Source organism: Shouchella patagoniensis (assembly GCF_002019705.1).
GTDB lineage: Bacteria > Bacillota > Bacilli > Bacillales > Bacillaceae_D > Shouchella > Shouchella patagoniensis.
Genome location: NZ_KV917377.1, coordinates 1,937,061 through 1,964,055, shown reverse-complemented (window position 1 = coordinate 1,964,055; position 26,995 = coordinate 1,937,061). Strand labels below are relative to the sequence as shown.

Genomic DNA, 26,995 nt, shown 5'->3' with positions numbered 1-26,995 from the left:
CGTCTCATCTGTCATTGGATACCGCGCATTGCTCGTTTAATCCACGGTGTTAGAGCGAACATTGCAAGACCAAGAATGATGGCTGTACCTCCAAGCACGCCAAAATAGGTCGCCTCGGATACTTTGTCAAACACCCCTGCAAGCTGTGCATTTAACGCTTGTGCACAAGCATTGGTTAGAAACCACATGCTCATCATTTGTGATGAGAAGGCTTTTGGTGCAAGCTTTGTTGTAATGGAAAGGCCGACTGGTGAAATAAGCAGCTCCCCAATAACACATAGGAAAAAGCTGAAAACTAACCAAAGCGGGCTTACTTGTGTGCTGCCTAACATAGCCGGTATCACCATAATTAAAAATGAGGCTCCGGCAAAGATAATTCCGATGCCATATTTAATGGGTGTGCCTGGTTGCTTGCTGCCCAGTTTAAGCCATAGCCATGCAAAAATAGGGGCGAGAGCGATGATAAATAATGGGTTAAGTGATTGAAACCACGATGCTTGTAATGTGAAACTCCCAAGCGACAATTGTGTTCGTTCTGCCGCATAAAGTGCAAGGATCGTTGCACCTTGTTCTTGGATTGACCAAAACATGACCGCGGCGACAAATAATGGAATGTATGCAAGTAAACGTGACTTTTCATCGCTAGTTGTTTTCTTGCTACGGTACATCGCAATAAAATAGATAATAGGAAGCAGTACACCTAAAATACTGACGACGTTAATAAAAAATGTAATTGTAACCATTTCGTAAGCGAGCAAAAGCGCACTAGCAGTAAGGATGATTAAGCCACCCCCAACCAAACTAACAATCACTTTTTTTCGTTTTGATTCTGGTAGTGGATTAGGTGGCAATTCACCTGCCGTTCCTAAATACGTTTTATGAGTCATTAGAAAGACAATAAGCCCAATAAACATGCCGACTGCAGCAACTGCAAACCCGAGATGATAATTGTAGTTTTGTCCAAGTGTTCCGACAATGAGTGGCGCTACAAAAGCACCTAAATTAATGCCCATTACAAAAATGCTGAATCCAGAATCTCTACGTGTATCATCAGCTGTATATAGATCACCAACAACACTGGACACATTAGGTTTTAATAAGCCGGTACCAAGAATAATCAAAATCATACTAACAAAAAAGGCACTGGTGCTTCCAGGAATGGATAAGACAATATGACCGAGCATAATAATAACGCCGCCATAAAAAACCATTTTCTTTGTTCCGAACAGCCTGTCTGCCAGCCAACCGCCGAGTACACCTGACATATAAACGAGTGCACCGTAAATGGAAACGATGGCTGTGGCAGTCGCTCGATCAAAGCCAAGACCGCCGTTGGCTACGGTATCGTATAAGTAATATAAAAGAATGGCACGCATGCCGTAATAGGAGAAACGCTCCCAAAACTCAGTGAAAAATAATGTGAATAAACCTTTAGGGTGACCAAAAAAACCTTTTTGAGGAATACTTGGTTCACTGCGATTATTCGATGACATAAGTGCAACCTTCTTTCAGTATGGTAAAGGATTAAAAAGATATGAGAAAAATAGTATTCTTGTATAATGAATATGTCAATATAATTCGAGGAATCGGAACAAATTTACTATCATTCTTTTTAAAGTAAGTTGATCTACAGGAATAAAGATGTGTGCAATTGATCGTGGTTGTAGTAGTTGTAAAGGAGGATGAATGAATGAGAGACGAAGTCATTTATTTTTTAGAAAAAGAAGTAAAGGGTGGGTCTATTCCTGGTGCTGTTATAAGTGTTCGCCAAGAGAATAAACAACTGATGACTGCCGCTGTAGGGGAAGCAGTCGTTTATCCAGACAAAGAAAAAATGGATCTGAATACGGTATTTGATCTAGCATCACTGACAAAGGTCGTTTGTACGTTACCGCTAATACTAAAATTTGTCGCATCTGGGGAAATTCATCTCCATGAAAGGGTTTGTTTTTTTCTTGAAGAATTCGCCACAGAAGATAAAAGAGAGATCACTGTTCATCAATTATTAACTCATACTTCAGGACTGCCAGCTAGTCGTGATTTTTATAAAGAATCGACCGAGCCAAAGGAGATTTTGAATCTTATTGCCGCAACTCCATTGCAAGCTACTTCTGGAAGGAAGGTCATTTATAGCGATTTAGGGTTTATCGTTTTATATAAATTAATTGAAAAACTGGCTAGTCAACGATTGGATGTTTTTGCGAAACGCGAGTTATTTGAGCCGCTTGGTATGAATGAAACGGCCTTTAATCCGAATTATGATCTCAATCGCTTTGCTTCAACAGAATATGATGAGGCAAGCGGGAGATGGCTAAGAGGAGTTGTACATGATGAGAACGCAAGATTTATGGGGGGCATTAGTGGCCACGCAGGCTTATTTTCGACCGTCGCAGATCTGGGGAACTATGTTACAGCGCTTTCGAATGATGGTCTATTTAAGCATCGCGAAATCATTGCCGTTCCGACGTTAAAGCTCGCTGCCAAAAATCATACGCCATTTGCAGCTGAAGCTCGGGGGCTTGGGTGGTTGTTGAAGTCGTCAAATCCTTCATCATGTGGGGATTTATTTTCCGCTTCTTCGTATGGGCATACCGGTTTTACCGGCACAAGCATTTGGATCGATCCAATTGATGATCTTCAAGTTATTTTATTGACAAATCGTGTTCATTTTGGAAGGGGAACAGGTATTTTGCGGTTGCGTCCGCGGTTGCACAATCTCATAAAAAGTCACATGAGATCGCTTCTCTAGTAGGCGTATCTAGAACGTAAAAGATATAGGAATACAATAAAAGGACCTCTATTTGGTTCTTCAAAACCTAGATGAACGGCCTCAGAGATACGATCGCTGAGGCCGTTTTTAAAAACATCAATGGTCAATCAATTCACTGTTTTTTTAAGCGTTATACTTGCTGCACCTTGTGAGAAATAATGAGCCATTCAATCAGCGTATCCAAGCGGATCGTTCAGCTAGATGAACGATTTACTCTGGATAATGAATGATCTCTTCCATTGGACCTCCAAATAATATTCTTTGAAGCGCTTGATAAACAATTTATTGGAAAAAACTCACTTCCCGCGTTTTAGTGGAAGGATGAGCGATATGGTAAACTAACACCATTGATTACGTAAAAGGATGGGTGTTATGAAAATACTGCTTGTTGAGGATGATCAAACAATTGCGACAGGGATCGAATATTCCCTCGAACAAGAAGGGTTTGAGTCTGTTTTATGTCCAGATGTACGTTCAGCAAAGGAAGTTTTGGCCAATCAAATCGATCGAATTTCCTTATGCTTATTTGATTTGGCTTTGCCAGATGGAAGTGGTTATGAATTATGCAAATTAGTGAAAGATAAAAGCGATATTCCTGTTATTTTTCTAACCGCTGTTGATGATGAAGGGAATGTCGTAATGGGTCTAGATATGGGTGCTGATGATTATATAACAAAACCCTTTCGGATACGTGAGCTTTTATCCAGAATTAAGTCTGTCTTACGAAGGTATGAAAAGCAACCGCGTCAGCATTCGATACGTGAACTTGGGTCAGTTCGTATCCATACGCTTGAAGGAAAAGTGATCAAATCGGGTCAAGAGGTATCAATGACAGCGTTAGAATATCGGTTACTGATGATTTTTGCTAATCATAGGGGACAAGTTCTATCGCGGAATCAATTGCTCGAACAGATATGGGATGTGGCTGGAGATTTTGTTAATGATAATACGTTAACTGTCTATATTAAAAGATTACGTGAAAAATTGGAAGACGATCCGCAAAAACCGACGATTATTCAAACGGTTAGAGGTCGAGGTTATAAGGTGGGCAATTAATGTTTCGTAATCAAGAGTGGCGTTTATATATGGTTGGACTGGTTGGTATCGCTCTGTGCACAGTTATAGCTATTTCCTTCTTATCCTTTTTGGGAGCAACTATAGTGGCAGTGGCAATGATTTTAATAATAGGGATTAGCATAGGCTTTACAAGATTTCGCTACAAAGAGTTTGAAAAGTTATCCAGTTATTTAAGACAAATTAGTTCTGGGGCTTTCTCACTCGATGTGCGTGATAATCAAGAAGGAGAGTTAAGCATTTTAAAGAATGAGATTTATAAAGTGACTCAGATGTTGTCTGAACAAAGTTCGAGACTAACGAATGACAAAACAAAACTAACGGAGGCCCTGTCAGACATTTCTCATCAGTTAAAAACACCCTTAACTTCAATGACAGTAATGGCCGATCTTCTAGCGAATCCAAAGCTCCCATCAGAAAAACGTGAAGAGTTTACTCAAAGCATAGTCATGCAGCTTGAGCGAATTGATTGGCTGGTTTCATCATTGCTTAAGTTATCAAAAATAGATGCAGGGACGGTTGATTTTAAAAGAGACCAAGTTCATGTTGTTGAAATGGTCAAAGCAGCAGGGGCGCCACTGCTCATTCCAATGGAATTAAAGAACCAGACTTTTTTAATCGATGGAAAATCAGATGTGGTTTTTCAAGGTGATTTTCATTGGACAAAGGAAGCACTCATTAATTTGATTAAGAATGCAACGGAGCATACAGATGAAGGCGGTGTTATTTCCATTTCTTTCTCACAAAATGTGATTTACACAGAAATTAAAATTCAAGATAATGGGTCGGGTATAAATAAGAATGAGCTACCTCATATTTTTAAACGTTTCTTTAAGGGAGAACGTTCTGGAGCTAATAGTATTGGTATAGGTCTTGCTATGGCCCATCGCATTGTGACAAGCCAGAATGGTGCAATCGAAGTCAAAAGTAGGCTTAATGAAGGAACGACCTTTACGTTGAAATTTTACCGAGACAACCGTTCAAAGTAAGTGACTAAATTGTCACTTTAAAAGTCACGAACGAGTCACTTTAGGCAGATATACTCAAGATACAACAAAAGTAATTGGGGGAAGAATAGTGGATATCTTAAAAATTGAAAATCTGTCTAAAGTATATGGCAAAGGCGAAACGGCTGTTAAGGCACTTGATAATGTCTCATTTACTGTTCGTAAGGGAGAGTTTACTGCAATTATTGGTCCTTCGGGATCAGGCAAGTCGACATTATTACATTTGCTTGGTGGGGTAGATCGTCCAACCAACGGACATGTTTTTGTCGACAATACGAATATGTACGAATTAAATGAAACGCAATTAGCTATTTTTAGGCGTAGGCAAATTGGTTTGATTTATCAGTTTTACAACTTAATTCCGATTCTAACAGTTGAAGAAAATATGACATTGCCTTTGTTGCTTGATAATCACAAAGTAGATGATAAGCATTTTTCTAGTATTATTAGCTCGCTCGGTTTGGAAAAACGGTTGTCACATTTACCAAATCAACTCTCTGGTGGTCAGCAACAACGGGTTTCGATTGGTCGTGCATTAATGAGCAATCCAGCGATTATGCTCGCTGATGAACCTACAGGTAATCTTGACAGTAAGAACAGCGCAGAAATTATTGACCTATTAAAAATGTTTAATAAAACATTAAATCAAACACTTGTGGTGATTACACATGACGAGCGAATTGCGCTACAAGCAGACCGTGTGATTACAATAGAAGACGGCAAGATTGCGAAGGACGAGGTGATTCGTCCGTGAACATTGTCAACAAGCTAACGGTTCGTCACTTAAAGCAAAACAAAAAACGGACGCTTGTGACGATTCTCGGTACGATTATTTCGGTCGCAATGGTTTCTGCAGTTGCGACACTTGGATTGTCATTTATGGACATGTTGCAGCGTAATACAATTGTTCAGACTGGAGAATGGCATGTTGCTTATGAAGATGTAACGAAAGAGCAGCTCTATGACATTAGGCAAGATGATGGAACAGGAGATTTAATTCTGTCAAAAGATCTAGGTTTTGCAAAATTAGAAGGAAGTAAAAACGAGAGCAGGCCTTATCTTTTTATAAAAGAGATGAATGAGATTGGTTATGAGCGCTTTCACCTCACCCCTAGTTTAGGGAGAATGCCTAAGGCAGAAAATGAAATTGTTCTCACCGAAAAGGTTGCAAAAGATGCAAAAGTTTATTATGAAATTGGTGATACAGTAACGCTTGCTATTGGAGATCGGGTAACAGAGGAAGAAGGATATGAGGGTCCTTTGTCACAGCAAAATTTTCTCGTTTGGACTGAAGAAGGTGAGTTAGGAGAAGAACTCGTTAATGAGACAAATAAAGAGTATGAAGTTGTAGGTATTATTGAAACGCCTGAATGGGAACCGGCTTGGGGACCAGCGTATACAGCTCTCTCTTATGTTGATGAAGAAATCATGTCTACAGAAGATCAAGTAAATGGCTTAGTCGTTCTTAATGATTTTAGTCGTTCTCTTTATAAGGATGCGGATACGTTAGCGGAAGAGTTGGACGTGAATTCTGTTTCATTTAATAACGAACTGCTGCGGTATTACGGCTTAACGCTAAATGATAGTATGCAAGGCACACTTTATGGACTTTTATCAATTATTATAGCCGTGATTGTTGTTGGGTCTGTCGCTCTTATATTTAACGCGTTTGCTATTTCTGTATCAGAAAGATCCAGGCACTTAGGGATGCTCTCCAGCGTTGGTGCAACGAAAAGACAAAAAAGGAATTCTGTCTTTTTTGAAGGGTTTCTTATTGGTTTAATTAGTATACCGTTCGGGTTAATCGCAGGTGTAGTTGGTATTGGTATTACATTCTACTTCATCAATAATACGTTCATAGAGGCGACGGGTGTGAAGGAAGGGTTGCAATTAATAGTCACTCCCACTTCTCTTGTCATTGCAACAGCGATATCAGCAGGTACCATTTTTATTTCGACGTATATTCCAGCGATTCGTGCATCGAGAATTACGGCGATAGATGCCATTCGACAAACGCAAGATGTGAAATTAACAGGAAAAGCAGTAAAAACATCTAAACTTGTTACAAAGATTTTTGGAATAGAGGCTGAAATCGGATTAAAGAACTTAAAACGGAATAAGCGTCGATACCAAGTCACTGTGTTTTCACTTATGATTAGCATCATCTTGTTTTTATCGGTGTCTTATTTTACCGAGAGTCTAAAACGTTCAGTTGAACTTTCGCAAAGTGAAATGAGTTATGATATCGCGGTTTCTGGTGACGTTCAGGATCTTAAGAATTTAGTAGGAAATGAAGAACTAAGAGAACATGTTACAGCAACAAGCATAAATAGAAGGATACATCTGAGTTCATTTATCGATGAAGAGAATGCATCACCAGAATTACGTAACCGTGCAGTAGAAGAGCCAGAGATGTTAGTGGACGGGCAATATCCTTATAGTATTCAGCTTATCGGTATGGAGGAAGAAAGTTTAAAATCATATGCGGAAAAAGCTGGAATTGATGTAAATGTTTTAGATGAACAGAGTACGCATCAGGCGATTATCATTGATGAAATCTCTTACGGGGACGATGCACTTGGAAAATACGTAGAAACACATGCCGTGCAGATGGAAGTTGGAGAGAGGTTCGAGCTGGTTTATGAAAACTGGGAGACAGGTGAACAAATCGATCTCGCGCCAGTTGAAGTAGCGGCTTTAACGAGTGAAATACCTATGGGGACAAACCATGTATTTTTAGGAGAGTTACTTGTGATTGTGACGGATGAATCGTTTGATGACTTGATGGAATCTAACGAAGAATTGCAGTTTAGCCATACACCACTCTACCTGACGAGTGAAGATCCGTTAGCAACTCAAACGATTATAGAAAAAAGTGATTCTTTTTCTAATTTATCGCTCTATAACTATTATCAAGTAAGGCAACAAGAGACGCAGATAATGACGATCCTGTCCGTGTTCATATACGGTTTTATCACACTGATTACACTCATTTCCGTCGCGAATATTTTTAACACAATTTCAACAAGTATCGCACTCCGAAAAAGAGAGTTTGCAATGTTGAAATCTGTTGGTATGACGCCAAAATCATTTAATAAAATGATTCGTTATGAGAGTGTTTTTTATGGCATCAAATCATTGCTGTATGGACTGCCATTTAGTATTGGTGTCATGTATTTAATTTATCGCACAACACAAAACTCGTTTTCATATCCGTTCACATTACCATGGCTTCATATGATGTATGTGATTATTGCGGTATTTATTATTGTTGGCTTGGCTATGTTTTATTCCATGTCAAAAGTAAAAAAAGAAAACATCATCGACGCGTTAAAACAAGAAAACGTGTAATAAGAGCAGAGACCGAGTCGGTCTCTGCTTTTGTTATACATTCGACGATTGTCCGGTTTCTTTATTATTTGTTGAATCACTTTCCATAAGTTTTGGATAGACAGCTAAACCTTTTCGTTTGCGCCTTATCATACCGACAAGAACAAGTAAGAGTGGGAGACCAAGACCAGTGAGAATAGATTGTGGAATACTGACAAAGCGGTAGAATTCTCGTTCCTGAACAACACTTGTAAAGTAAGTCGCTCCTAAAAATAATAACAACATAGCTGTTGGTAAAATGAGCGGTTTGCTATTCTTTAAGTTAAAAAGGTGGGCAATGCCTGAAACAATCGCATAAAAGTACAGGAGTAAGTTAAAGTAGATAGAAATAAACCAGAGAATCGTAATCGTTGCCTCAATACGTTCGAGGAATTCTCCAAGCTCAATCCGTTGGGCGAGTGAAAGGGCAGGATAGAAATCTCTTGCTGTTACCTCTGGCGAAAGTACCGTAATACATAGAAATGTCAATAAGATAAGGATAAAACAACCCAAACTGTAACCAACCCATAATGCACGTTCCCCGGTTTTTTTGTTCTTTATATACTTCGGAAAGATTGCAAGTTGAATAACAACGTTACAAACGACATTGCCCATATAGAGAGACAACGCTTGCCCGCTGTCAGCAAGTGACGAGTGGAACATTGGTTGTGTAAATTGAAGGTCAATATCAGGGATATTTAAGCCAATTAATAGGGCTAATGGACTTATAAAAAAAATGCTAATGAGTAGTGCTGTACGTGCTATTGCTTCTACACCTGTAAAAACACCAAATACGATAACCGTTAAGCACAAAAGCATACATGCAATGAAAGGAGTCTCTGGTAATAGGAAATGGGTGATGAAATTGATCCCGTATGCAAAAATGGCTGGGAAGTGAAGCAACGGAAACAATATATATACGATTGTAGCAAGCTTTCCAAACAGCTTTCCTAGTATCGCATCATTCATCGTGTAGATTATTCCTTTTGGCATCCACCGGGCAAGGATGGTATATAAAAAGATAATGGGGAGTCCGATTAAGCTACCAATGATCGGGATGATCCAAGCATCTTGGGTAACAAAATAACTCATGGAAGCAGGAATGCCTAATAGAGCCGTACTACAAGTGGCGTATATAACAATGAACGCAAACGCTAGGGAATTAAACATTTCATTAGATTCCATAAGAGATTACACTCTCCTTGAGGTGTTTGATTGACGAGTATGTTTAGGGAGTAGCGATTGTTTCTTTTTCTTTCGCTGAAGGGCACCAATGATAAATAAAACGAGGGGAAGAACGGCACCTACCAGTAGAGAGAGCCATTTGGCAGGTCCTACATAAAACTCATAATCCTGAATTGTGTTATCAAAGGCTTGCAAAGGGATGAAGACAAATATCATAGCCAGGGGCAGAGTTAATGGTTTCTCGTTTTTAATTCCAAATGTCTGGGCAATGCCACGAGTCGATATGAAGAGGTAAAGCGTAATTTTAAAGTAAATCGTAATAAACCAAATGACCGTTAATAAAGCTTCGACTCGCTCTGCGAAATTCCCAAAGGAGATTCGTTGCGCTAATGTGAAGGTTGGGAAGTAAGAAGCGGTCATCAGTTCAGGACCAAGTGCCGTTTCGCAAAGCACTGTAATGAAGAAAAGAATCGAACAAGCAATTAGGAAACCTTGTAAGAAAGCCTGTTCTGCTTTTTTTTTATCAGAAATAGCGTACGGATAGAGTGCAAGCAGCAAAACGCTATTACATGCTGTAATGGCTATATAAAACAAAATAGCATCAATGTAGTGGTTCTCATCACCCCTGAAAAAGGGTAATACTTTTTCTATATCCATATCTGGTATCTTAAAAAGCAACAATAAGATAAGGGGTAAAAAAAAGAAAAAGGCAGTCATTTCAGCTGTTCTGCCAAATGCTTCGATTCCTAAATAACTTCCCATCGCCACTACTGACATGCATATCGCAACAACAACAACTGGAGGAGTCGTTTTTAATAAGTGTGTTGTAATAAAATCGGTTGAGTAATGCAGTTTCGGTGAAATTGTAAGTAACGGGAGTAAAGTAAAGAGAAGACCACATATCTTACCGAACTTTTTACCGACAATTTTATTGCTCATTCCAAAGAAATCAGTTGTTGGGTACCATCGTGACATAATCACGAAAAGTAGGATAAATGGAAACCCTAATACAGTACCAATTAGAGGTATCCACCAAGCATCGCGGCCAACCAATGTGCCAAGGATGAGAGGCATGCTTAGCACCGACGTACTGCATGTACTATAGATGACAAGCATTCGAAATTGGCTACTTGAAATGTGCTGCTTCATTAGGTCTGCACTCCTTGAATGGCTTTCATTATTGCTGTTAGTCCGTTGGCGAGACTTGGAATGTTAAGTTCAAGTGCGTAGGCAGTACCATAAAAGGTTGCAAGTCCAAGCAACCCATAAAAGACAAATTGTAGTTGGCGATCTGCTTTTAATGATTTTTTTTGACTCCAGGCAATCACAAAGGCTCCTATTAGAACGGCTACTAACTTAATAAACATCGCATTAATCGTCCTTTGTTGAGAATGAATTGATCATATTTCCACTATCGGTGATTTCGATTTCAACATTTATATGAATGTCTAAGTCTTTGTACAGATTGTCCCAATCATCCTTAACATTTTCCCAGTAGTCAGGGTGTTTACGGTAAAGTTGTTGGCCTACTCCTAATACATCGGTCTCTAATTCCTGAGTAGTTCTAATTGAATCGTGAAGAATACTTTGAAATTCTTTCTCTGCATTCTTAGAGATCTTTTCATAGGAGGAGGGTAGTGATAAATCAAGCGAATGACAATCTACTTCAGAAATGGACGATACTAAATGGAAATGGTAGGTGACGTCGGGCTTCCCATCGACCATTTTAATGTCAATTTCCTTGTCATATTTAGCTAACTCTAATGCAATTTCACCGCCTCCAGGGCAAGAGAAGCTCCCTACACTCTCATTATTGGTACCGGTTAAGTAATCAAGTCCTTTGCTTTTTTCATTTGAAAACCATGTGAGAAAACGATTGTTTTTAAATATGGCAATCCCGTTATTTCTTAATTGCGCTTTCGGTCTTATGGACTCGGCATTTTTACGTGTTGCCCCTTGGCCAAGATCCCCTTCAACTGTAATCCCCATAATGGAAGGTTCGATGCCTTCCGCCGACATCTCTTGAAAAAGCTCATCTATCGTAATTGCTTTTGTGCCAGCATAAGAGCGGAGAGAAAAACTGATCGAATCGAAAATGCTTTGTGATGGCAGTGTTTCGAGTGGAGTGATAATTTCAAGAATCTCATGTGCTTCGTTATTACGCGCAATAACAATATAGAAATCCGACCGCATTTCGTGGTCACGATAAAAGAAGTCTAATACATGTTCAAGGCCATCCTTGGCTACTTCCTCACTGATAACTAACACTTTTAGTTGTGAAAGAAACGCACGTCTAGGTGATTTTTGGACCATTTTTCGTAAAGACTCATGAATTGTTTTTGACTTTTCCTGGACATTCATTGCTTGAGCATAGCCGCGACCTGTTTCTTGGGATGCGATCTCGGCTGGGTTCATCGCCTGCATGGTTAAAATATAACCTGAATCGTCGTGATCAATAGCCAATCCTACAATTAATGAAAGTTCATTAAGTTCCCAGCGATCCCAGCAACCTGTTAGAAGAGTTAAAAGAAGAAACGCATGAGCTATTTTAATCAGTGTGTGTTTCTTCATTTACTATCCCTCCTTAATTATGTTCAGGACCAGGCTTAGGCGTATTTTGGCGAATCTCATCAAGGTGATCACCTGGTTTTGGACGTTTATCCATCATCCATTTCGGAGCTCGAGCGACAATGTCTTTTTGGTTTTTCCAAACAAAAGGTGATAGCCCCTCCATATAAGGAATACCAAATGACTTTAAGCTTGATAAATGCAACACCATCATCGTAAAACCAATACAAATCCCAACTAAACCAAATGAAGCAGCAAGAGCCATAAAGCCAAATCGCAAAATTCGAATTGGGATGCCAATGTTATAGCTAGGAAAAACAAAGCTGGCAATGGCAGTGACGGAAACAACAATTACAACAACGGCGGATACGATACCAGCCTGAACGGCGGCTTGCCCAATAACAATGGCTCCAACGATTGATACTGCTTGACCAACTGGTTGTGGCATTCGGATGCCGGCTTCTCGTAAAATTTCAAATGTAATCTCCATCATTAATGTTTCAATAAACGTTGGAAAAGGTGTGCCTTCTCGTTGAGCCGCTAAGTTTCCGAGAAGACCAGTTGGAATTAACTCCTGATGAAATGTTGTGACAGCGATGTATAAAGAAGGTGCAAGCAAAGCAATAAAGATTGAAAAAAATCGTAGCAGTCGGATAAGCGTACCGATGTCTGCACGCTGTGTATAGTCCTCTGTATTATGGAAGAACTGTACAAACAAAGCGGGTATAACAATAACCATAGGAGAGCCATCGACAATGATGGCGATCTTTCCTTCTAATAAATGAGAGACCGCTGTATCTGGTCTTTCCGTTGTATAAACGGTCGGGAAAGGGGTGTAAAAAGCGTCTTGAATAAGTTCTTCTACATCTCCATCCTCTAAAATACTATCTGTATTTATTCGATTTAAACGGCTATTTAATTCATGAAGCAGACTTTTATCCACAATATCGTTTAAATAAGCGATCGAGATTTTTGTTTTTGTTCGTAAACCAATTGTTTTTGATTCAATCCACAAATTCTCGTCGGCTAACCGACGACGAAGTAAAGATGTATTGACTCGAGAATTTTCAACGAACCCTTCCCTCGGACCACGGACAACTGTTTCGGTTGTAGGTTCAGTTACAGGTCGTTCAGAGAATTGAGGGATAGCAACAGAAATGCAAGATGCAAACCCGTCGATTGCACAAAGACAATTTCCTTTAAACAAGCGTTCTAATATCGTTTTATAATCAAGTACTTTCTCAGAGTGACCGATTTCTTCTAGATCCGCTTGAATCTGTGGGAAAACATCTTTATCCTCCTGGGGTTCAAAGAATTTAGCTCCACCTAACATCTTTTGCAAAGCGCGATCGTCAACAAGCCCGTCCACATAAATCATTGCAGCCTGTATTCCATCTTTATTTCCGAATAAAAAAGGACGGATGACAAGATCATCACTCTTACCAGTTATTTCACTTAAATAGCTAAGTTTTTTCGAGAGATTATCTGAAGGTTGAAGCTTTACAGAGTTTGATTGGTTGGTGTGTGTGCTTGTCATTTTTCCGCCCCTTTCCCGTATGAATAACCATTATTATGTCGACTGCACACTCTTTTCATGCACATAGGAACAAAAAAGAGTTGTAGCTTTTAAACTACAACTCGAGGTGAAGCTTGTTTTATTTTTGATTTAAGTAAACATGAATGACTTTCTCCATATGAGTCACCATTGCCTCTTGTGCATCCTCCATCACAACACTTAAATGTGTTTTTGCGTTCTTTTCAAGCGTATTCCTCATTGATTCCACCGCAGTAAGGGAAATCTCAGTGTTAACATTAATTTTCCGTATTCCACGATCAATTGCTTTTAATATTTGCTGTTCTGGTGTACCAGACCCTCCATGGAGTACAAGGGGAATTTCAATCTTGCTCTTAATCTCTTCTAATAAATCAAGTCGAATATTTGGCTCGCCATCGTACATACCGTGGACCGTCCCGATTGATGCGGCTAAGAAATCGACTCCGGTTTCTTTAACGAAATGAACTGCTTCATCTGGATCAGTGAGTCGACCGTCTCCTTCTTCTTCGTCCGAAAAAGCCCCTCTTTCCATTGACCCGATTTCTGCCTCAACAAAAACATCATGCGCATGAGCAAAGTCAACCACTTCTTTTGTATGTTTAATATTATCTTCAAGTGAATGCGTAGAACCATCATACATCACCGAAGTAAACCCAGCATGAACTGCTCGTTTTATTGTTTCAAATTGATAGCTATGGTCTAAATGAAGCGCTACTTTTACAGTCGCTTGTTCAGCCAACACTTTAGTAAATGCTGCGAACGCTTCCAAATTCATGTACTCTTGGTATCTTTCACCGTATGCGATAATCACAGGCTGTTGTTTAGCCTCAGCTGCTGTAATTGCGGCTTGTATCGTTTCGGCATTATAGCAATTAAACGCAGCAATGGCGCTATTTGTTTTTTCAGCGTGAGTTAAGACTTCTTTCGTTGTAGTAAACATGTCAAACCTCCATCATTTTGTAGTAATACTACAGATTAATACTAATGATAAGTGTTGTACTGATGCTAATCAAGTCGAAATTTGGCGAAAAGGATAAAGTTTGTCTTGTGTAAGCGTTATTTCTGTAGTAATATTACTACCGTGAACAGGAGGTGTCCAAAAATGAACAGTTTCCAAGAACGGGTTGAGATGAAAAAGAAATCGCTTACAGCAACCGAAGAGAAAATCATCATTCAGTTGCAAAAACACGAAAAACCTTTTTTACTTTCCATGAATGAACTAGCCATGCTCAGTGAGGTAAGTGAACCAAGTGTAGTGAGGTTATATAAGAAATTAGAATATAGTAGTTACCAAGAATTAAAAGTCGCTTTAGCGCAAGAATTAGCAGAGTTGAAACCGTCTTCTCTAGAAGCGATTGATATTATGCCTGAAGATAATGCCGATGTTATTTTTGAAAAGATTGGTGATCAATTTTTTCAAGCGGTGTCTTTAACAAAAGAACAGATGAATCTTCACAGTATAGAGTTAGCTATAAAAAAAATACTAAAAGCGAAAAGACTGTATTTTTTTGGACAGGGATTATCTGGGACAATTGCCGAAGATGGTGCCCATAAATTTATGAGGCTCGGGGGCATGGTAGTCTCCATCAAAGATCCTCAATACCAAGCTATTTATGCGAGCCATATGAATGAACAAGATATGGTCATCGCCATTTCTCATTCAGGTGAAACAATTGATCTTATTAATGTCATTGAAATGGCTCAAGCGAACGGTGCATTTATTTTAGTTATTACATCAAATCAAAAATCCACCCTTGCAGAGCTTGCAGATTGTTTGCTTGTGACACAGGCACATGAGACAAACCGACAATCGGATGCAATGGTATCGAGACTAATTCAATTAGCATTAATGGATACGCTTTATACAAGAGTAGCATCTGAATCAGGAAGTTTAGGAAAAGCGAATATAAATCGCTCCCGCTTGGCTGTTACGCGGATGAAGAAATAAATAGTTCAATTTATGAAAAGTAAAGGTATGGGGTGAAAGAGAATGCTGACAGGAAATGGTCTAATTATCGGTTTTGTTATCGCTTTAATTCTTCTTTTTATACTTATTATTAAATTTAAATGGGATGCATTTATTGCCCTTCTCGTTATAGCAATTGGAATTGGTCTTGTATCAGCAATACCAGCTCGGGAAGTACCTGCTGTAATAGCAGAAGGCTTTGGATCTACCTTAACAGGCGTAGGGATTCTTATTGGACTCGGCATTATATTTGGCCAATTTCTTGCTGCTTCTGGGGCAATTGAAAAAATAGCAAACTCAATGCTCCGTGCTTTTGGTGTGAAAAATTCTCCATATGCTCTTGCAGCAACGTCTACAACGGTGGCAATTCCAGTCTTTTTTGATGCTGCATTTATTATATTAAACAAATTAATTCAGAGTTTATCTCTCAAGACGAAGATCTCTTTATCAACATTTATAGCCATTTTAGCGATTGGATTAATTGTGTCTCATAGTTTGATCATTCCAACGCCAGGACCTCTTGTGGTAGCAGATCAAATGGGAACAGATATAGGTGTATTTTTCTTATACGGTCTTTTGGTGGCAATTCCGGCAACTCTTGTAGGTGGAGTGCTTTACGGTAAGTTTATGGGGAAACGTATTCCTAATAATGGACGATTAGATGATGTTGAACTAAACGCTAATGAACAGATTGACACCTCACATCGTCAAGAAATTCCGACATGGTTAGCATATGCAATGTTAGCGCTACCGATTGTGTTAATTCTATCGAATACATTAATGAACAATGTTATTTTCTTAGGAAACGAAGAAGCTGCACTACCGACATTCTTTGGAGTTATTGGAGACAAAAACGTTGCCTTGTTAATTAGTGTTATCACAGCGATGTTTATTTTGCCAAAATACATGAAAGAGTCTTCAAATACTGTTTTTAAAGATGCTTTTGAAGCTTCAGGTATGGTTATTTTAATTACCGGTGCTGGAGGAGCGTTTGGCCGTGTTGTTCAAGAAACAGGGTTAGGGGATTTACTTATTAGTTTAATGCAAGGATTTAATATGCCTGCTTTACTGTTAGGGTTTGTTTTTGCTCAAGTGTTACGTGCGTCTCTTGGTAGTGCGACAGTTGCATTAGTAACAACGTCTTCAATTCTAGGACCTATGGCTGTGGAACTAGGTGTTTCACCAGTGTTGCTAGGATTAGCAATTTGTGCAGGTGGTATTGGTTTATCCTTGCCAAATGATTCTGGATTCTGGGTCGTATCTAAATTTGGTCGTTTATCCGTGTCAGAAACTCTTCGTGTTTGGAGTTTAGGTGGTTTTGTTGCAGGACTGACTGCATTAGTTTTCGTTCATCTTTTAAGTGCAATTTCTGGATTTTTACCAGGTATTTAACGAAAACCAGCGGATCGTTAATTTTATAAACAATCAATTTTAAATAGGGTAATAAAAACAGAGATAAAAGGGTGGAGAAAATCATGAGAAAACGCGTAGGATTTATCGGACTTGGCATTATGGGAATGCCTATGACAAGAAACTTAATTAAAGCGGGCTTTAATGTGACCGTTTTTGATTTAAACCAAGAGGCAGTAAACCTTATAGCGACTGAAGGAGCAATTGCTGCAACGTCTGGTAAAGAAGTTGCTGAAAATAGTGATGTTGTTATAACCATGCTTCCAAAAGGGGAGCATGTTCGGGCGGCAGTATTTGGAATGAATGGTGTAATTGAAGGAGCGCATGAAGGTTTAACGATTGTTGATATGAGTTCTGTTTCGCCAGTAGATTCAAAACAAATGGCCACTCATGCTTCTGAAAAAGGTGTTCATTTTCTTGACGCTCCAGTAAGTGGTGGAGAACCTAAGGCAATTGACGGAACACTTGCTATTATGGTTGGTGGAGAAGAAGCTGTTTTTGAAAATACCAAGCCCGTTCTTCAAGCGATGGGGACAGATATTGTATTAGTTGGTGATTCTGGTTGTGGGACAACGGCAAAGCTTGCAAATCAAATTATTGTTAATTTAAACATTGCCGCTGTTTCAGAAGCACTTGCTCTTGCTTCCAAGGCGGGCATTAATATTGAAAAAATGTACGAGGCAATTCGTGGAGGTTTAGCGGGAAGCACCGTAATGGATGCAAAAATCCCAATGATTCTTGACCGTAATTTTAAAGCAGGTGGTCGTGTTGATATTAATATGAAAGACTTAACAAATGTAATGAATACTGCGCATGAGTTAGATGTACCTCTTCCACTTTCAAGCCAATTACTCGAGATTTTTCATTCACTTAAGGCGGACGGGAAAGAAGCTCTTGATCACGCTAGCATTGTGCAACATTACGAAAAAATGGCAAACGTTATAGTGAAAAGAGAGGAGTCATAAGCGTGGATAAGTTAAATGTAGAACTGCTAATGAGTCAAATTCCTACTGTGGATCGTGAAGAAATTCAAACAAAGTTACAAAAAGAATTAACGAATTCTCCTTATAAAATGGTTGTTCTTGATGATGACCCGACTGGCATTCAGACAGTTCACGGTGTATCTGTTTATACAGATTGGGAAAAATCTTCGATTCAAGCAGGTTTTCGTGAGCACAATCGCATCTTTTTTATTCTTACAAATTCTCGTGGTTTTACAGAGAGTGAAACAAAGACATGTCATAAAGAAATCGCTGAGCGTGTCCAAGAAGTTTCTGAAGAAGAAGATATTCCATACGTCATTATTAGCCGTGGAGATTCAACTCTCCGTGGTCATTATCCACTTGAAACGGAAACGTTAAAACAGACAATTGAAGCACATTCTAATAGACAATTTGATGGTGAAGTGATTATGCCTTTCTTCAAAGAAGGAGGCCGTTTAACTGTTAACAACATCCATTATGTTCAAGATGGTGAACAATTGATCCCAGCAGGTGAAACGGAATTTGCGAAAGACCGTACATTTGGTTTTAGCGCTTCTCACCTCGGTGAGTGGATTGAAGAGAAAACAGCGGGCAAATATACAAAGGAACAAACAATCTATATTGGTATCGATGATTTGCGTAATCAGCGTGTTGAGCAAATTAAAAAGCAACTTCTTGGAGCAAGCGATTTTCAGAAAGTGGTTGTAAATGCAGTTGGGTATGAAGATGTAGAAGTATTCTCAACCGCATTTTTGCAAGCTGTAAAAGAAGGGAAACAATTTATTTGCCGCAGCGCTGCAGCACTTACGAAAGTACTTGGTGGAGTAAAAGATAAAGGGTTACTTACACGTGATGAACTGGTTACAAAAAGCAGTCAAAATGGTGGTTTAATCGCCGTTGGTTCCCATGTGAAAAAAACAACAGAACAATTAAATCATTTGCTCGAGAGTGGCCTAGTGAAGGGTATTGAATTTGATGTGCATCTCGTTCAAGATGCAGATAAGTTTAAACAAGAAACGGATCGTGTACGTCTTGCTTGTGAAAAAGCGATTAAAAACGGGGAATCCGTAGTCTATTACACACGTCGGGAGCGCTTAGATTTAGGGGACGGCATGCAAGAGGAAGAGTTGAAGCAATCCGTTAGAATTTCTGATGCTGTGACGAGCATTGTCCGAGATTTACAAGTACAGCCGAGCTACATCGTTGCTAAAGGTGGCATTACATCTAGTAGCATCGGTACAATTGGTTTGTCAGTAAAGCGTGCAGAAGTAGCTGGACAAATTAAACCGGGAATTCCTGTTTGGAAAACGGGTCAAGAAAGTAAATTTCCAGGTGCGGCGTATGTGATTTTCCCTGGAAATGTCGGTCAGCCTGAAACGTTAAAAGAGGCCGTGGAAGTGTTAGAAGGAAAATAAAACAATAAAAAGGAGTGTGAAAGTGAATTCGTATTCACTTCACACTCTTTTTCGTTTACTATTAATAAAAGCGCACTATGAGGGTATATAGGTCTTGGTTTTCATGTCGTTTGGTGTTTATTAATGACCCTGTCTACAGCTTTACTGGTTTCTTTTTTTTCAGTTATATTTTCAGGGGAATCCTCGGTTGAATCAAGCTTTAACGTGTTGGTGACTTCTATTTTGTGGGCTTCAGCAGGTTTTAGCTTATTAAGCCTTGGTTTTATCATACGGGCTGTTGTTATTTTGGAAACCAAGTCAAAAGAGGCTGCTATTATTTTGCTTGTAAATGGAAGCATCTTGTTGCTAATTACAATGGGAGCTGCCATTGTACAGTCTGTATTATTTATCATAGCGGGAATGATGCTAATAAAAAAAGAACGGGCTGAAGAAGTGGAGGAAGTGGATTCTGTTTAATTAAAAATAGCTGGACACCATTAGGTGCCCAGTTTTTTTATTGTGAAGCTGCTTTTTTTCGCTGTAGTAGCTCTTGCTGTGCCCGTGATAACAGGCTTGGGTTAGTTAGGAGTTCCAGGCCAATAAATGCAAGGCCTTTTGCCCCGGTTATAAGAGCTTGATCACCAAGATCTGATGCCGCAGCTTCTCGAAAAGGGATGGTGTGGGGCACTAAGCTTGCAGCACCAATTTTGATATATGGGTGAATTGTAGGTACAACTTGACTAATGTTGCCCGTGTCTGTTGAACCAATGCCAGTTTCATTAGTTAGATAAATCTCCTCACCAAGATCGGTGAAAATGTCGGCAAATACGTTATTTAGTGTATCATTTGGTATGAGATTATCGACTTTATTTTGAAACTCAATTATTTTTAGTTCAGCTCCTGTTGCAAGTGCAGCTCCATGAGCAATTGCATCAATTTTTGCACGAACTGCATCGGTTTTTGGTCTTGAGTCAGCACGGATGTAAAAGCGAGCCCTTGCAAAACTTGGCACAATATTTGGAGCTTCCCCTCCATCTGGTATAATGCCGTGAATTCGAACATCGTCGGTAACATGTTGTCTTAGTGCGTTTATGCCATTAAAAAGTTGAATAACGGCATCAAGTGCATTAATTCCATGCTCCGGAGCTCCTGCAGCATGTGCAGGTTTACCATAAAAAGCATAATCAACAGGGTCAACTGCTAAAGATACGCCGGATCGTTTCGTGTGGCTTGATGGATGAATGATCAGTGCTGCATCGATGTCTTCCAATAGACCTTCTCGTACAAAGCTTCCTTTTGCGCTGCCGTTATTGCCGCCTTCTTCTGCAGGGGTACCAAGCACGACAACGCGCCCTCCGATATGTTCGATATGTTCTCCTAAAGCAATGGCTGCTGCAACGCTTGTGGTCCCAATCAAATTATGACCACAAGCGTGCCCAAGTCCTGGAAGAGCATCATATTCTGCTAGAAAGGCAACAGCTGGTCCGTCGTTTTTGCCTTTGGAAGCAATAAAACCAGTAGGGTGGCCGGCGACATCTGTTGTAACGGAAAAACCGGCATCTTTAAGTAGAGTTGTCAGTTGATAAGAGGCAAATACTTCCTCATTACCAATCTCAGGGTTCTCATGAATTTGGTGACTCGTACGAATGTAAACATCCGCGTTTACATCAATGCTTTCTTTAATCGCGTTTTGATAATCATTGCTTGTTGTTGTCATCGTTTTGTCACTCCTTATTTTTTATCGAGGATAACTATTTAATTGTTCAAGTGAAATGGCTGTTGGGATTCGTGCTCCCGCATGCTCGTCAACAATAAAATCTGCAACTTCATCAGATTGATAGATGTCGACTAAACGCTGCAGGATTGGGTTGTCGGCATCCGCAGTTTGCGCAGCAATGATATTAATATAAGGCGTTGCTGTCTCACTTTCTCTAGCAATGGAATTATCAGTTGGGCTTAACTTAGCATCTACAGCAATGCCGTTGTTAATAACGGAAGCATCAACATCTTCCATGATGCGAGGTGCATTACCCGCAACAATCTCAGTTAGTTGTATGTTCTTTGGATTATCTGAAATTTGATCCTGACCACTTGTTACTCCAAAATCATCATCTAAAACAAGTAAGCCTGCTTCTTGCAGGAGCATTAAATTACGTGCTTGGTTTGTTACTTCCTGGTCAATTGTTATTTCAGCACCATCTGGAATGTCATCAACGGATTCATATTTTGATGAATAAAGTCCCATTGGTGCTAGGACGGTTGAGCCGATCGCGCTTAAATCCTGATTATGTTCTTCAATGAAATGATCAAAATAGGAGACGGTTTGAAATGCGTTCGCATCAATCTCGCCATCTGCAAGTGCTTGATTTGGTTGTACATAATCATTAAAGCGGACAATTTCCACTTCGATTCCTTCTTCGGATGCGATCTCCGCAATGTAATCCCATTCAGGTGAATCGGTGCCACTAATACCAACTTTTACATTTACTGGATTATCCTTGCTGTAAGAATCACCCGCATCTGCTAGACTTGTGGCATTTTGACCACATGCAGATAATGTTAATGCGGCTAGAACAGGAATGGTCGTATACAAAATGGATGTTTTTTTCATGATCGTAATCTCCTTTAGGATCAGTTCGTTATCTACGTCTGACTCGTTTTGATGTGATGTTACCAATAGATTGCAAGCTTTGAACAATAATGATGAGCATAAGGACTGTTATATACATCGTGCCATTATCAAATCGTTGATAGCCATAGGCGATAGCAAGGTGACCGATTCCTCCAGCCCCGATCGCACCTGCCATTGCTGTAGCACCGACAAGGCCTATCGTTGCTGTAGTCATGCTAAGGATAAGAGAACTTGTAGCTTCGGGCAGTAAGAATCTGAAAATGATTTGTGCCTTTGAAGCTCCCATTGCATCAGCGGCTTCAATAATACCTTGATCAACCTCTAACAATGAATTTTCCACTAAACGTGCGATATACGGACCTGCGTAAAAGACAAGGGGAACAATGGCTGCGGTAGTCCCAATTGCTGAACCGAGAATGAAGCGCGTAAATGGAATGAGTGCGATAAGCAAAATAATAAATGGAATCGACCTCAGAACATTTATTACAGGATTGATAAAATTATAAATGACTGGTGTTTCTAGAATGTGATTTGGCCTCGTCACAACAAGGATAACGCCTAATAACACACCAATAAGTGTTGAAAAAAGAAAGGACCATCCGACCATATAGACAGTTTCATAAATAGCTTCTAAGAGCATATTGCTTGATATATTGGGACGAATGTCTTCAGGCAACCAATCGAACATTATTTGTCACCTCTTTTATTTGAAATGGTTGATTATTTAAATACGCTCTTGCAGCTAACCTTTGTTCATGCTCTCCTTTTATTTGAAGGTATAACACACCAAAGGATTTACCTTGAACTTCTTGCATGGAAGCATACAAGATATTCACTTCTACTCCGGCATTCTGAATTAATGACGAAAAGAGGGTAGAGTCAAGGGCTTCATCTGTCACTTTCAACTGGTAAATTTGCTGATTGTCTTCCTTTTTCTCAATCTCCGTTTTTACTTTTTCGGGTAGATGATCAGAGATGATAGACCGAACAAACTTTTTTGTTGTTTCTTGAGTTGGATTTGAAAAAAGCGAAAAAACCGAACCTGCCTCGATCACACGTCCTGCTTCCATGACAGCAACTTTGTCGCATAGTTCACGTATAACGGACATTTCGTGTGTGATAATTAAAATCGTAATGTTATAGTCGCGATTGATTTTCTTTAATAGTTGAAGAATGGAACTCGTTGTTTCAGGATCAAGAGCTGATGTTGCTTCATCACATAACAAGATATCAGGGTTTGTAGCAAGGGCTCTAGCGATTCCAATTCGTTGTTTTTGGCCTCCGGAGAGTTGGTCAGGATAATTTGTTGCCTTGTCGGTTAAACCTACAAATGAAAGCAACTCTTGCACTCGCTTTTTTATCTCGTTTTTAGGTGTTTTTACTAGTTTTAATGGAATCGCTATATTTTCAAATACCGTTTTAGACTGAAGTAAATTAAAATGTTGAAAGATCATGCCGATGTTTCGTTTGGTTTTTTGTAGATCATTCGGTTTTAATTCAGCTACATTTTTATTGTTGACGATAATTTCGCCAGATGTAGGTCGCTCAAGCAAGTTCACTGTTCGTAATAACGTACTTTTACCAGCCCCACTAAAGCCAATAACACCATAGATATCACCTTGATCAATTTTTAAATTGATTTGATCGAGCGCTTTAACTGTTTTTCCGTTTGTTTGATAGGTTTTAGATACTTGTTTAAACTCAATCATTTATGTCGCTCCTTAAAATAAAGTAATGTAGATCTAGCTGTTTAGTCGGATTTTGTTTTTGTTTCTCTTCTGTTTTCCGCTTTCCTACTAAAAACAAAAAATCCCTCTTCCTAAATGAGGAAGAGGGATGAATAATTTAATTCAAACAGCTCTTATCATTCAGGAAATGAATCCTGCAGGATTTAGCACCTTCCACATTTGTGGGGTTGCTGAAGCGTCATCGGGCCAGTCCCTCTGCTCCTCTAAATAAGAAAAAGATATAAAGTTAAGTTGTTGATGCTTAGTTTAGCAGAAACGTATAAGGTTTGACAAGAAAAATTTTAAAAAGAATGATCTTTTTAAATTAAATAGACGGGAACGTAACTTTTTAGTATGATCAGTTTTTATTCTGAATTTAAAAGAGAGAGGAGTGGTGAATGATGGAAAGTGATCAAAAAAAAGAGAGAAAATCCATTCGCGTACCGCACATTTATGTCATTCTTATTGCGATTTTGTTAATTGCATTTGCCGCTACGTTTATTATCCCGTCTGGAGAGTTTGAACGAGCTGAAAATGAAAATGGCACAATTGTCCTTTTGCCAGAAACATTTTCAGAAATGGAGAAAACGTATTTATCTTTATTTGATTTAATGTATGCCGTGCCTACTGGTTTGATTGAAGCTGGAGAAATTGTATTTGGTGTTTTAATGATTGGCGGGATGTTTGCTGTTCTTGAAAAAAGTGGACTTGTTGGTATTGGCATTAGTAAATTATCTAGAACGTTTGGGCATCGACCGTTCTTTGTGATACCGGCGTTAATGATCCCTCTTGCATTATTAACAACTTTTACTAGTGCAATTGAGCTAGCCATTGTCTTTGCTCCAGTAGTCATTCCCTTAATGGTACGACTAGGGTTTGACCGAATGACGGCTCTTGCTGCAGTACTTATTAGTACGGTCGCCGGATTTACAGCAGCCGTTACAGGACCAGCAACGGTCGGAGTTGCTCATGATGTAAGTGGTATCGAGCTTTATAGTGGTTATGGGTACCGAGCTCTTATTTTTATTATTATTTTAACGATTGGTATTTTGTTTGTTTGTCTCTATGCGAGTAAGGTAAAGAAAGACGCAGGTGCAAGCCTTGTTTCTAATGACGGGATTGACCAAGAGTTTGTTCTGTCTTCTGGTGATATTGAGAATGAAAAAGCTTCAAAACCGCAACTTCTAGCAGTTTTCGTACTTTTAAGTGGCGTCTTGCTCATGATATACGGATTAATTGAGTGGGGCTGGTACTTCCGTGAGCTAGGTGGACTGTATTTAACAATGGGCTTGTTGATTGGGTTAATTACAGGTCTTGGACCAAGTAAAATTGCGGAAACGTTTAATAAAGGATTTCAGTCAATCTTACTCGGGGCGTTAGTTGTTGGTATCGCCCGTTCAATCTCTGTTATTCTAGAAAACGGGCAAATTTTAGATACAGTTGTGCAAGGAACTAGTCAGCTTGTGAGTGTTATGCCAAGTGCGTTCACAGCTGTTTTTATGATGATTGTACAAGGTGGGTTTAATTTTCTTGTCCCTTCTGGGAGTGGACAGGCTGTTATTACAATGCCAATCATGAGCGGTTTGGCAGATCTTGTTGGGATTACGAGACAGACCGCTGTACTTGCATTTCAATTCGGTGATGGGTTTGCAAATATCTTTTATCCAACATCAGGTTATTTTATGGCGACTCTTGCAATCGCAAGGGTTGGTTGGGATAAGTGGATGAAGTTTGTTTGGCCACTGCTTATTATTTGGTACGTACTCGCTATTGTTTTCCTAGTCATTGCTCAAATGATTAATGGGGGAGCTGGGTTGTAGAACGAAGTTCCTCGTGCAAACGATAATATGGTTGGTTTAAACGAGTCTTTGGTTAATTGAAGGTTAAAGCATACTTAAACGCAGGTAGTTAATGTCTACCTGCGTTTTTTTAGAGCCTATCTTCATATACTTGAAGATTTTGAAATACAGCTTGCAGAAGAGGAGATTTAAGTCCATGTTTTTTAGCTAATTCAAGCAAATAGCCTTGTAAATGAGATCCTTCTGTTCTTGAACCTCGTTCCATGTCACGTAGCATAGACGATTTCATTGTATAACTCATCGCATTAAACGTAGCTAAATGTTGGTTAACGATGTCTTCTGATACCGGTACCGCCTCAGCTCGCATAATGGACATGCATTCTTCCAACAAAGAGTGAATGAAATCCTGACCGCCATTGCTTTCACGTATAGGTCCTATAGGTGAACGGAAAAGCGTAGTGATTCCAGAAGCAACTGTAATAAAGAGATATTTATTCCACATAGCTTGTTCGACATTTGTACTGAATTGGAATTCAGCGTTGCTATTCGAAAAGATCTCGTTAAGTTTCTTTATGCGTAGCGTTTCCCTACCATCACGTTCTCCATAAATAAGACGATGAATCTGACTTTCTTGAATGATTGAACCATCATCCGCAACCGAACTTTCTATAAAGCAAAGCCCACCGAGAAGTTGATTACCGAAATGTTGCTCAAGTACCTTCATATGAGCAATGCCATTCAGTAATGGTAATATAATCGTGTCTTTTCCAATAAAGGGTTGTACATCTTTGATCGCTTGTTCAAATTGGTAGGATTTTGTTGTAAACAACACAAGATCAAACGGATGAGAGACGGAATCTTTTGTTGTAATTAATTTCGGTAAAAAAGAATAATCTCCGTGGACGCTTTTGAGAATAAGTTGATTTTCTTTTAATAGCTGTTGCCGTTTCTCGCGTACTAAAAAAGTAACATCTTCTCCTTTTTCTACTAACCGTGCGCCAAAGTAGCCGCCAATGCCTCCTGCTCCAACCGATAAAATGCGCATGAAAAAACCTCCTCTATGTTTTCATTATTATATAGCAAGTCCAACGATTCATGTTCGTTTGTTCTGTTGGTGTAACTCCTTTTTTTAGTAGTTGAATAGGAGGGCCAAGTAAATCTTACAATGGTGTTTAGTAAAAAGAACAGCGGGTAATCATACATTAACGATAGTTTTAAAGGAGTGTGATCGAAGTGGCAACAGTATTAGCAGGAATTCAATTAATGCCTAATAACAAAGATGATCATACAGATGGAACAGTTGGAAAAATTCTGGAAGTGATTGAACAATCTGGTCTTCGTCATCAAGTAGGGCCTTTAGAGACGGTTGTTGAGGGGGATTTTGACTCAGTTATGACCGTATTGCGTAATGCGCATCGAAAAGCAGTAGATGCTGGTGCGGAGGAAATCATGACGAATGTGAAAATGCATTACCGGACAGCAGGCGTTTCGCTTGAAGATAAGCATTAAGGGAGTAAGCTTCCGCATTTCAAGTGCGGAAGCTCTTTTTTATTTCC

General features: G+C 39.4%; 24 protein-coding genes and 1 riboswitch. Of the genes, 12 read left to right on the top strand and 12 right to left on the bottom strand.

Going from position 1 to position 26,995, the window contains the following annotated elements:
- Window positions 1-11 precede the first annotated feature (11 nt).
- On the bottom strand, window positions 12-1,493 hold the full coding sequence (locus BK584_RS10460; RefSeq protein WP_078392549.1) for a peptide MFS transporter: 1,482 nt from the start codon (window positions 1,491-1,493) through the stop codon (window positions 12-14).
- A 197-nt stretch (window positions 1,494-1,690) separates the two neighbouring features.
- Here BK584_RS10460 and BK584_RS10455 point away from each other — a divergent pair, with 197 nt between their 5' ends.
- From BK584_RS10455 to BK584_RS10435, 5 genes are all read left to right on the top strand, one after another.
- Window positions 1,691-2,749 carry a serine hydrolase domain-containing protein gene (locus tag BK584_RS10455; protein WP_078392548.1) on the top strand — a complete coding sequence of 353 codons (1,059 nt, stop codon included), beginning with the start codon at window positions 1,691-1,693 and terminating at the stop codon, window positions 2,747-2,749.
- A gap of 393 nt (window positions 2,750-3,142) precedes the next feature.
- A complete protein-coding gene (locus tag BK584_RS10450; protein ID WP_078392547.1) occupies window positions 3,143-3,826 on the top strand; it encodes a response regulator transcription factor in 684 nt (227 codons plus the stop codon).
- Window positions 3,826-4,833, top strand: coding sequence for a sensor histidine kinase (locus tag BK584_RS10445; protein WP_078392546.1), 1,008 nt, complete (start codon window positions 3,826-3,828; stop codon window positions 4,831-4,833). The genes BK584_RS10450 and BK584_RS10445 overlap by 1 nt, the downstream gene beginning before the upstream one ends.
- Before the next feature lie 88 nt (window positions 4,834-4,921).
- Entirely contained in the window at window positions 4,922-5,605 is a 684-nt protein-coding gene (locus BK584_RS10440; protein ID WP_078392545.1) for an ABC transporter ATP-binding protein, read from the top strand.
- Window positions 5,602-8,202 carry an ABC transporter permease gene (locus BK584_RS10435; RefSeq protein ID WP_078392544.1) on the top strand — a complete coding sequence of 867 codons (2,601 nt, stop codon included), beginning with the start codon at window positions 5,602-5,604 and terminating at the stop codon, window positions 8,200-8,202. Before BK584_RS10440 ends, BK584_RS10435 begins: the two co-directional genes overlap by 4 nt.
- A gap of 33 nt (window positions 8,203-8,235) precedes the next feature.
- On the opposite strand, the gene BK584_RS10430 is transcribed toward BK584_RS10435, so the two are convergent.
- The 6 genes from BK584_RS10430 to BK584_RS10405 form a co-directional block, all read right to left on the bottom strand.
- Window positions 8,236-9,405, bottom strand: a complete 1,170-nt coding sequence (locus BK584_RS10430) for a GerAB/ArcD/ProY family transporter (RefSeq protein WP_078392543.1) — start codon at window positions 9,403-9,405, stop codon at window positions 8,236-8,238.
- Between the two features lie 6 nt (window positions 9,406-9,411).
- The gene (locus BK584_RS10425) at window positions 9,412-10,554 is read right to left on the bottom strand and encodes a GerAB/ArcD/ProY family transporter (protein ID WP_078392542.1); all 1,143 of its coding nucleotides are present in this window, start codon (window positions 10,552-10,554) and stop codon (window positions 9,412-9,414) included.
- Window positions 10,554-10,772 carry a hypothetical protein gene (locus BK584_RS10420; RefSeq protein WP_078392541.1) on the bottom strand — a complete coding sequence of 73 codons (219 nt, stop codon included), beginning with the start codon at window positions 10,770-10,772 and terminating at the stop codon, window positions 10,554-10,556. Before BK584_RS10420 ends, BK584_RS10425 begins: the two co-directional genes overlap by 1 nt.
- Before the next feature lie 4 nt (window positions 10,773-10,776).
- A complete protein-coding gene (locus BK584_RS10415) occupies window positions 10,777-11,976 on the bottom strand; it encodes a Ger(x)C family spore germination protein (protein WP_078392540.1) in 1,200 nt (399 codons plus the stop codon).
- Between the two features lie 13 nt (window positions 11,977-11,989).
- Window positions 11,990-13,510, bottom strand: coding sequence for a spore germination protein (locus BK584_RS10410; protein ID WP_078392539.1), 1,521 nt, complete (start codon window positions 13,508-13,510; stop codon window positions 11,990-11,992).
- Between the two features lie 118 nt (window positions 13,511-13,628).
- Window positions 13,629-14,468: a class II fructose-bisphosphate aldolase gene (locus BK584_RS10405; protein ID WP_078392538.1), complete on the bottom strand. Its 840-nt coding sequence runs from the start codon at window positions 14,466-14,468 to the stop codon at window positions 13,629-13,631.
- Window positions 14,469-14,630: 162 nt separating this feature from the next.
- Here BK584_RS10405 and BK584_RS10400 point away from each other — a divergent pair, with 162 nt between their 5' ends.
- The 5 genes from BK584_RS10400 to BK584_RS10380 all read left to right on the top strand — a co-directional run bounded on the left by BK584_RS10400 (window position 14,631) and on the right by BK584_RS10380 (window position 19,758).
- Window positions 14,631-15,476, top strand: a complete 846-nt coding sequence (locus tag BK584_RS10400; protein WP_078392537.1) for a MurR/RpiR family transcriptional regulator — start codon at window positions 14,631-14,633, stop codon at window positions 15,474-15,476.
- A 42-nt stretch (window positions 15,477-15,518) separates the two neighbouring features.
- The gene (locus BK584_RS10395) at window positions 15,519-16,886 is read left to right on the top strand and encodes a GntP family permease (protein ID WP_078392536.1); all 1,368 of its coding nucleotides are present in this window, start codon (window positions 15,519-15,521) and stop codon (window positions 16,884-16,886) included.
- Window positions 16,887-16,957: 71 nt separating this feature from the next.
- Complete coding sequence (garR, locus tag BK584_RS10390; protein ID WP_281255746.1) at window positions 16,958-17,869, top strand: 2-hydroxy-3-oxopropionate reductase; 912 nt, start codon at window positions 16,958-16,960, stop codon at window positions 17,867-17,869.
- 29 nt (window positions 17,870-17,898) lie between these two features.
- Window positions 17,899-19,302: a four-carbon acid sugar kinase family protein gene (locus BK584_RS10385; protein WP_078395539.1), complete on the top strand. Its 1,404-nt coding sequence runs from the start codon at window positions 17,899-17,901 to the stop codon at window positions 19,300-19,302.
- 123 nt (window positions 19,303-19,425) lie between these two features.
- Window positions 19,426-19,758: a hypothetical protein gene (locus BK584_RS10380; RefSeq protein ID WP_078392534.1), complete on the top strand. Its 333-nt coding sequence runs from the start codon at window positions 19,426-19,428 to the stop codon at window positions 19,756-19,758.
- A gap of 37 nt (window positions 19,759-19,795) precedes the next feature.
- Here the strand turns inward: BK584_RS10380 and BK584_RS10375 are convergent, their stop codons facing one another.
- Genes BK584_RS10375 through BK584_RS10360 form a run of 4 tightly spaced genes read right to left on the bottom strand, consistent with a single transcriptional unit; the run spans window position 19,796 to window position 23,622 of the window.
- Window positions 19,796-20,998 carry a M20 family metallopeptidase gene (locus tag BK584_RS10375; RefSeq protein ID WP_078392533.1) on the bottom strand — a complete coding sequence of 401 codons (1,203 nt, stop codon included), beginning with the start codon at window positions 20,996-20,998 and terminating at the stop codon, window positions 19,796-19,798.
- A 21-nt stretch (window positions 20,999-21,019) separates the two neighbouring features.
- Complete coding sequence (locus BK584_RS10370; RefSeq protein WP_078392532.1) at window positions 21,020-21,892, bottom strand: MetQ/NlpA family ABC transporter substrate-binding protein; 873 nt, start codon at window positions 21,890-21,892, stop codon at window positions 21,020-21,022.
- 28 nt (window positions 21,893-21,920) lie between these two features.
- Window positions 21,921-22,601, bottom strand: coding sequence for a methionine ABC transporter permease (locus tag BK584_RS10365; protein WP_078392531.1), 681 nt, complete (start codon window positions 22,599-22,601; stop codon window positions 21,921-21,923).
- Window positions 22,582-23,622 carry a methionine ABC transporter ATP-binding protein gene (locus tag BK584_RS10360; RefSeq protein WP_078392530.1) on the bottom strand — a complete coding sequence of 347 codons (1,041 nt, stop codon included), beginning with the start codon at window positions 23,620-23,622 and terminating at the stop codon, window positions 22,582-22,584. The genes BK584_RS10365 and BK584_RS10360 overlap by 20 nt, the downstream gene beginning before the upstream one ends.
- Before the next feature lie 149 nt (window positions 23,623-23,771).
- A riboswitch (SAM riboswitch) is annotated at window positions 23,772-23,875 on the bottom strand.
- Between the two features lie 166 nt (window positions 23,876-24,041).
- Between BK584_RS10360 and BK584_RS10355 the strand changes: the two genes are divergently transcribed.
- Entirely contained in the window at window positions 24,042-25,460 is a 1,419-nt protein-coding gene (locus BK584_RS10355; protein WP_169871182.1) for a YfcC family protein, read from the top strand.
- Window positions 25,461-25,569: 109 nt separating this feature from the next.
- Here BK584_RS10355 and BK584_RS10350 read toward each other — a convergent pair whose 3' ends face one another.
- The gene (locus BK584_RS10350; protein ID WP_078392528.1) at window positions 25,570-26,484 is read right to left on the bottom strand and encodes a ketopantoate reductase family protein; all 915 of its coding nucleotides are present in this window, start codon (window positions 26,482-26,484) and stop codon (window positions 25,570-25,572) included.
- A gap of 188 nt (window positions 26,485-26,672) precedes the next feature.
- Here BK584_RS10350 and BK584_RS10345 point away from each other — a divergent pair, with 188 nt between their 5' ends.
- Window positions 26,673-26,948: a thiamine-binding protein gene (locus BK584_RS10345; RefSeq protein WP_078392527.1), complete on the top strand. Its 276-nt coding sequence runs from the start codon at window positions 26,673-26,675 to the stop codon at window positions 26,946-26,948.
- The last annotated feature ends 47 nt before the right edge of the window (window positions 26,949-26,995 follow it).

Excerpts from the sequence above, each read along its gene's own strand:
- BK584_RS10460 (WP_078392549.1), bottom strand. The coding sequence starts at position 1,493 with ATGTCATCGAATAATCGCAGTGAACCAAGTATTCCTCAAAAAGGTTTT.
- BK584_RS10455 (WP_078392548.1), top strand. The coding sequence starts at position 1,691 with ATGAGAGACGAAGTCATTTATTTTTTAGAAAAAGAAGTAAAGGGTGGG.
- BK584_RS10450 (WP_078392547.1), top strand. The coding sequence starts at position 3,143 with ATGAAAATACTGCTTGTTGAGGATGATCAAACAATTGCGACAGGGATC.
- BK584_RS10445 (WP_078392546.1), top strand. The coding sequence starts at position 3,826 with ATGTTTCGTAATCAAGAGTGGCGTTTATATATGGTTGGACTGGTTGGT.
- BK584_RS10430 (WP_078392543.1), bottom strand. The coding sequence starts at position 9,405 with ATGGAATCTAATGAAATGTTTAATTCCCTAGCGTTTGCGTTCATTGTT.
- BK584_RS10425 (WP_078392542.1), bottom strand. The coding sequence starts at position 10,554 with ATGAAGCAGCACATTTCAAGTAGCCAATTTCGAATGCTTGTCATCTAT.
- BK584_RS10420 (WP_078392541.1), bottom strand. The coding sequence starts at position 10,772 with ATGTTTATTAAGTTAGTAGCCGTTCTAATAGGAGCCTTTGTGATTGCC.
- BK584_RS10415 (WP_078392540.1), bottom strand. The coding sequence starts at position 11,976 with ATGAAGAAACACACACTGATTAAAATAGCTCATGCGTTTCTTCTTTTA.
- BK584_RS10410 (WP_078392539.1), bottom strand. The coding sequence starts at position 13,510 with ATGACAAGCACACACACCAACCAATCAAACTCTGTAAAGCTTCAACCT.
- BK584_RS10405 (WP_078392538.1), bottom strand. The coding sequence starts at position 14,468 with ATGTTTACTACAACGAAAGAAGTCTTAACTCACGCTGAAAAAACAAAT.
- BK584_RS10400 (WP_078392537.1), top strand. The coding sequence starts at position 14,631 with ATGAACAGTTTCCAAGAACGGGTTGAGATGAAAAAGAAATCGCTTACA.
- BK584_RS10395 (WP_078392536.1), top strand. The coding sequence starts at position 15,519 with ATGCTGACAGGAAATGGTCTAATTATCGGTTTTGTTATCGCTTTAATT.
- BK584_RS10385 (WP_078395539.1), top strand. The coding sequence starts at position 17,899 with ATGAGTCAAATTCCTACTGTGGATCGTGAAGAAATTCAAACAAAGTTA.
- BK584_RS10380 (WP_078392534.1), top strand. The coding sequence starts at position 19,426 with ATGACCCTGTCTACAGCTTTACTGGTTTCTTTTTTTTCAGTTATATTT.
- BK584_RS10375 (WP_078392533.1), bottom strand. The coding sequence starts at position 20,998 with ATGACAACAACAAGCAATGATTATCAAAACGCGATTAAAGAAAGCATT.
- BK584_RS10370 (WP_078392532.1), bottom strand. The coding sequence starts at position 21,892 with ATGAAAAAAACATCCATTTTGTATACGACCATTCCTGTTCTAGCCGCA.
- BK584_RS10365 (WP_078392531.1), bottom strand. The coding sequence starts at position 22,601 with ATGTTCGATTGGTTGCCTGAAGACATTCGTCCCAATATATCAAGCAAT.
- BK584_RS10360 (WP_078392530.1), bottom strand. The coding sequence starts at position 23,622 with ATGATTGAGTTTAAACAAGTATCTAAAACCTATCAAACAAACGGAAAA.
- BK584_RS10355 (WP_169871182.1), top strand. The coding sequence starts at position 24,042 with ATGGAAAGTGATCAAAAAAAAGAGAGAAAATCCATTCGCGTACCGCAC.
- BK584_RS10350 (WP_078392528.1), bottom strand. The coding sequence starts at position 26,484 with ATGCGCATTTTATCGGTTGGAGCAGGAGGCATTGGCGGCTACTTTGGC.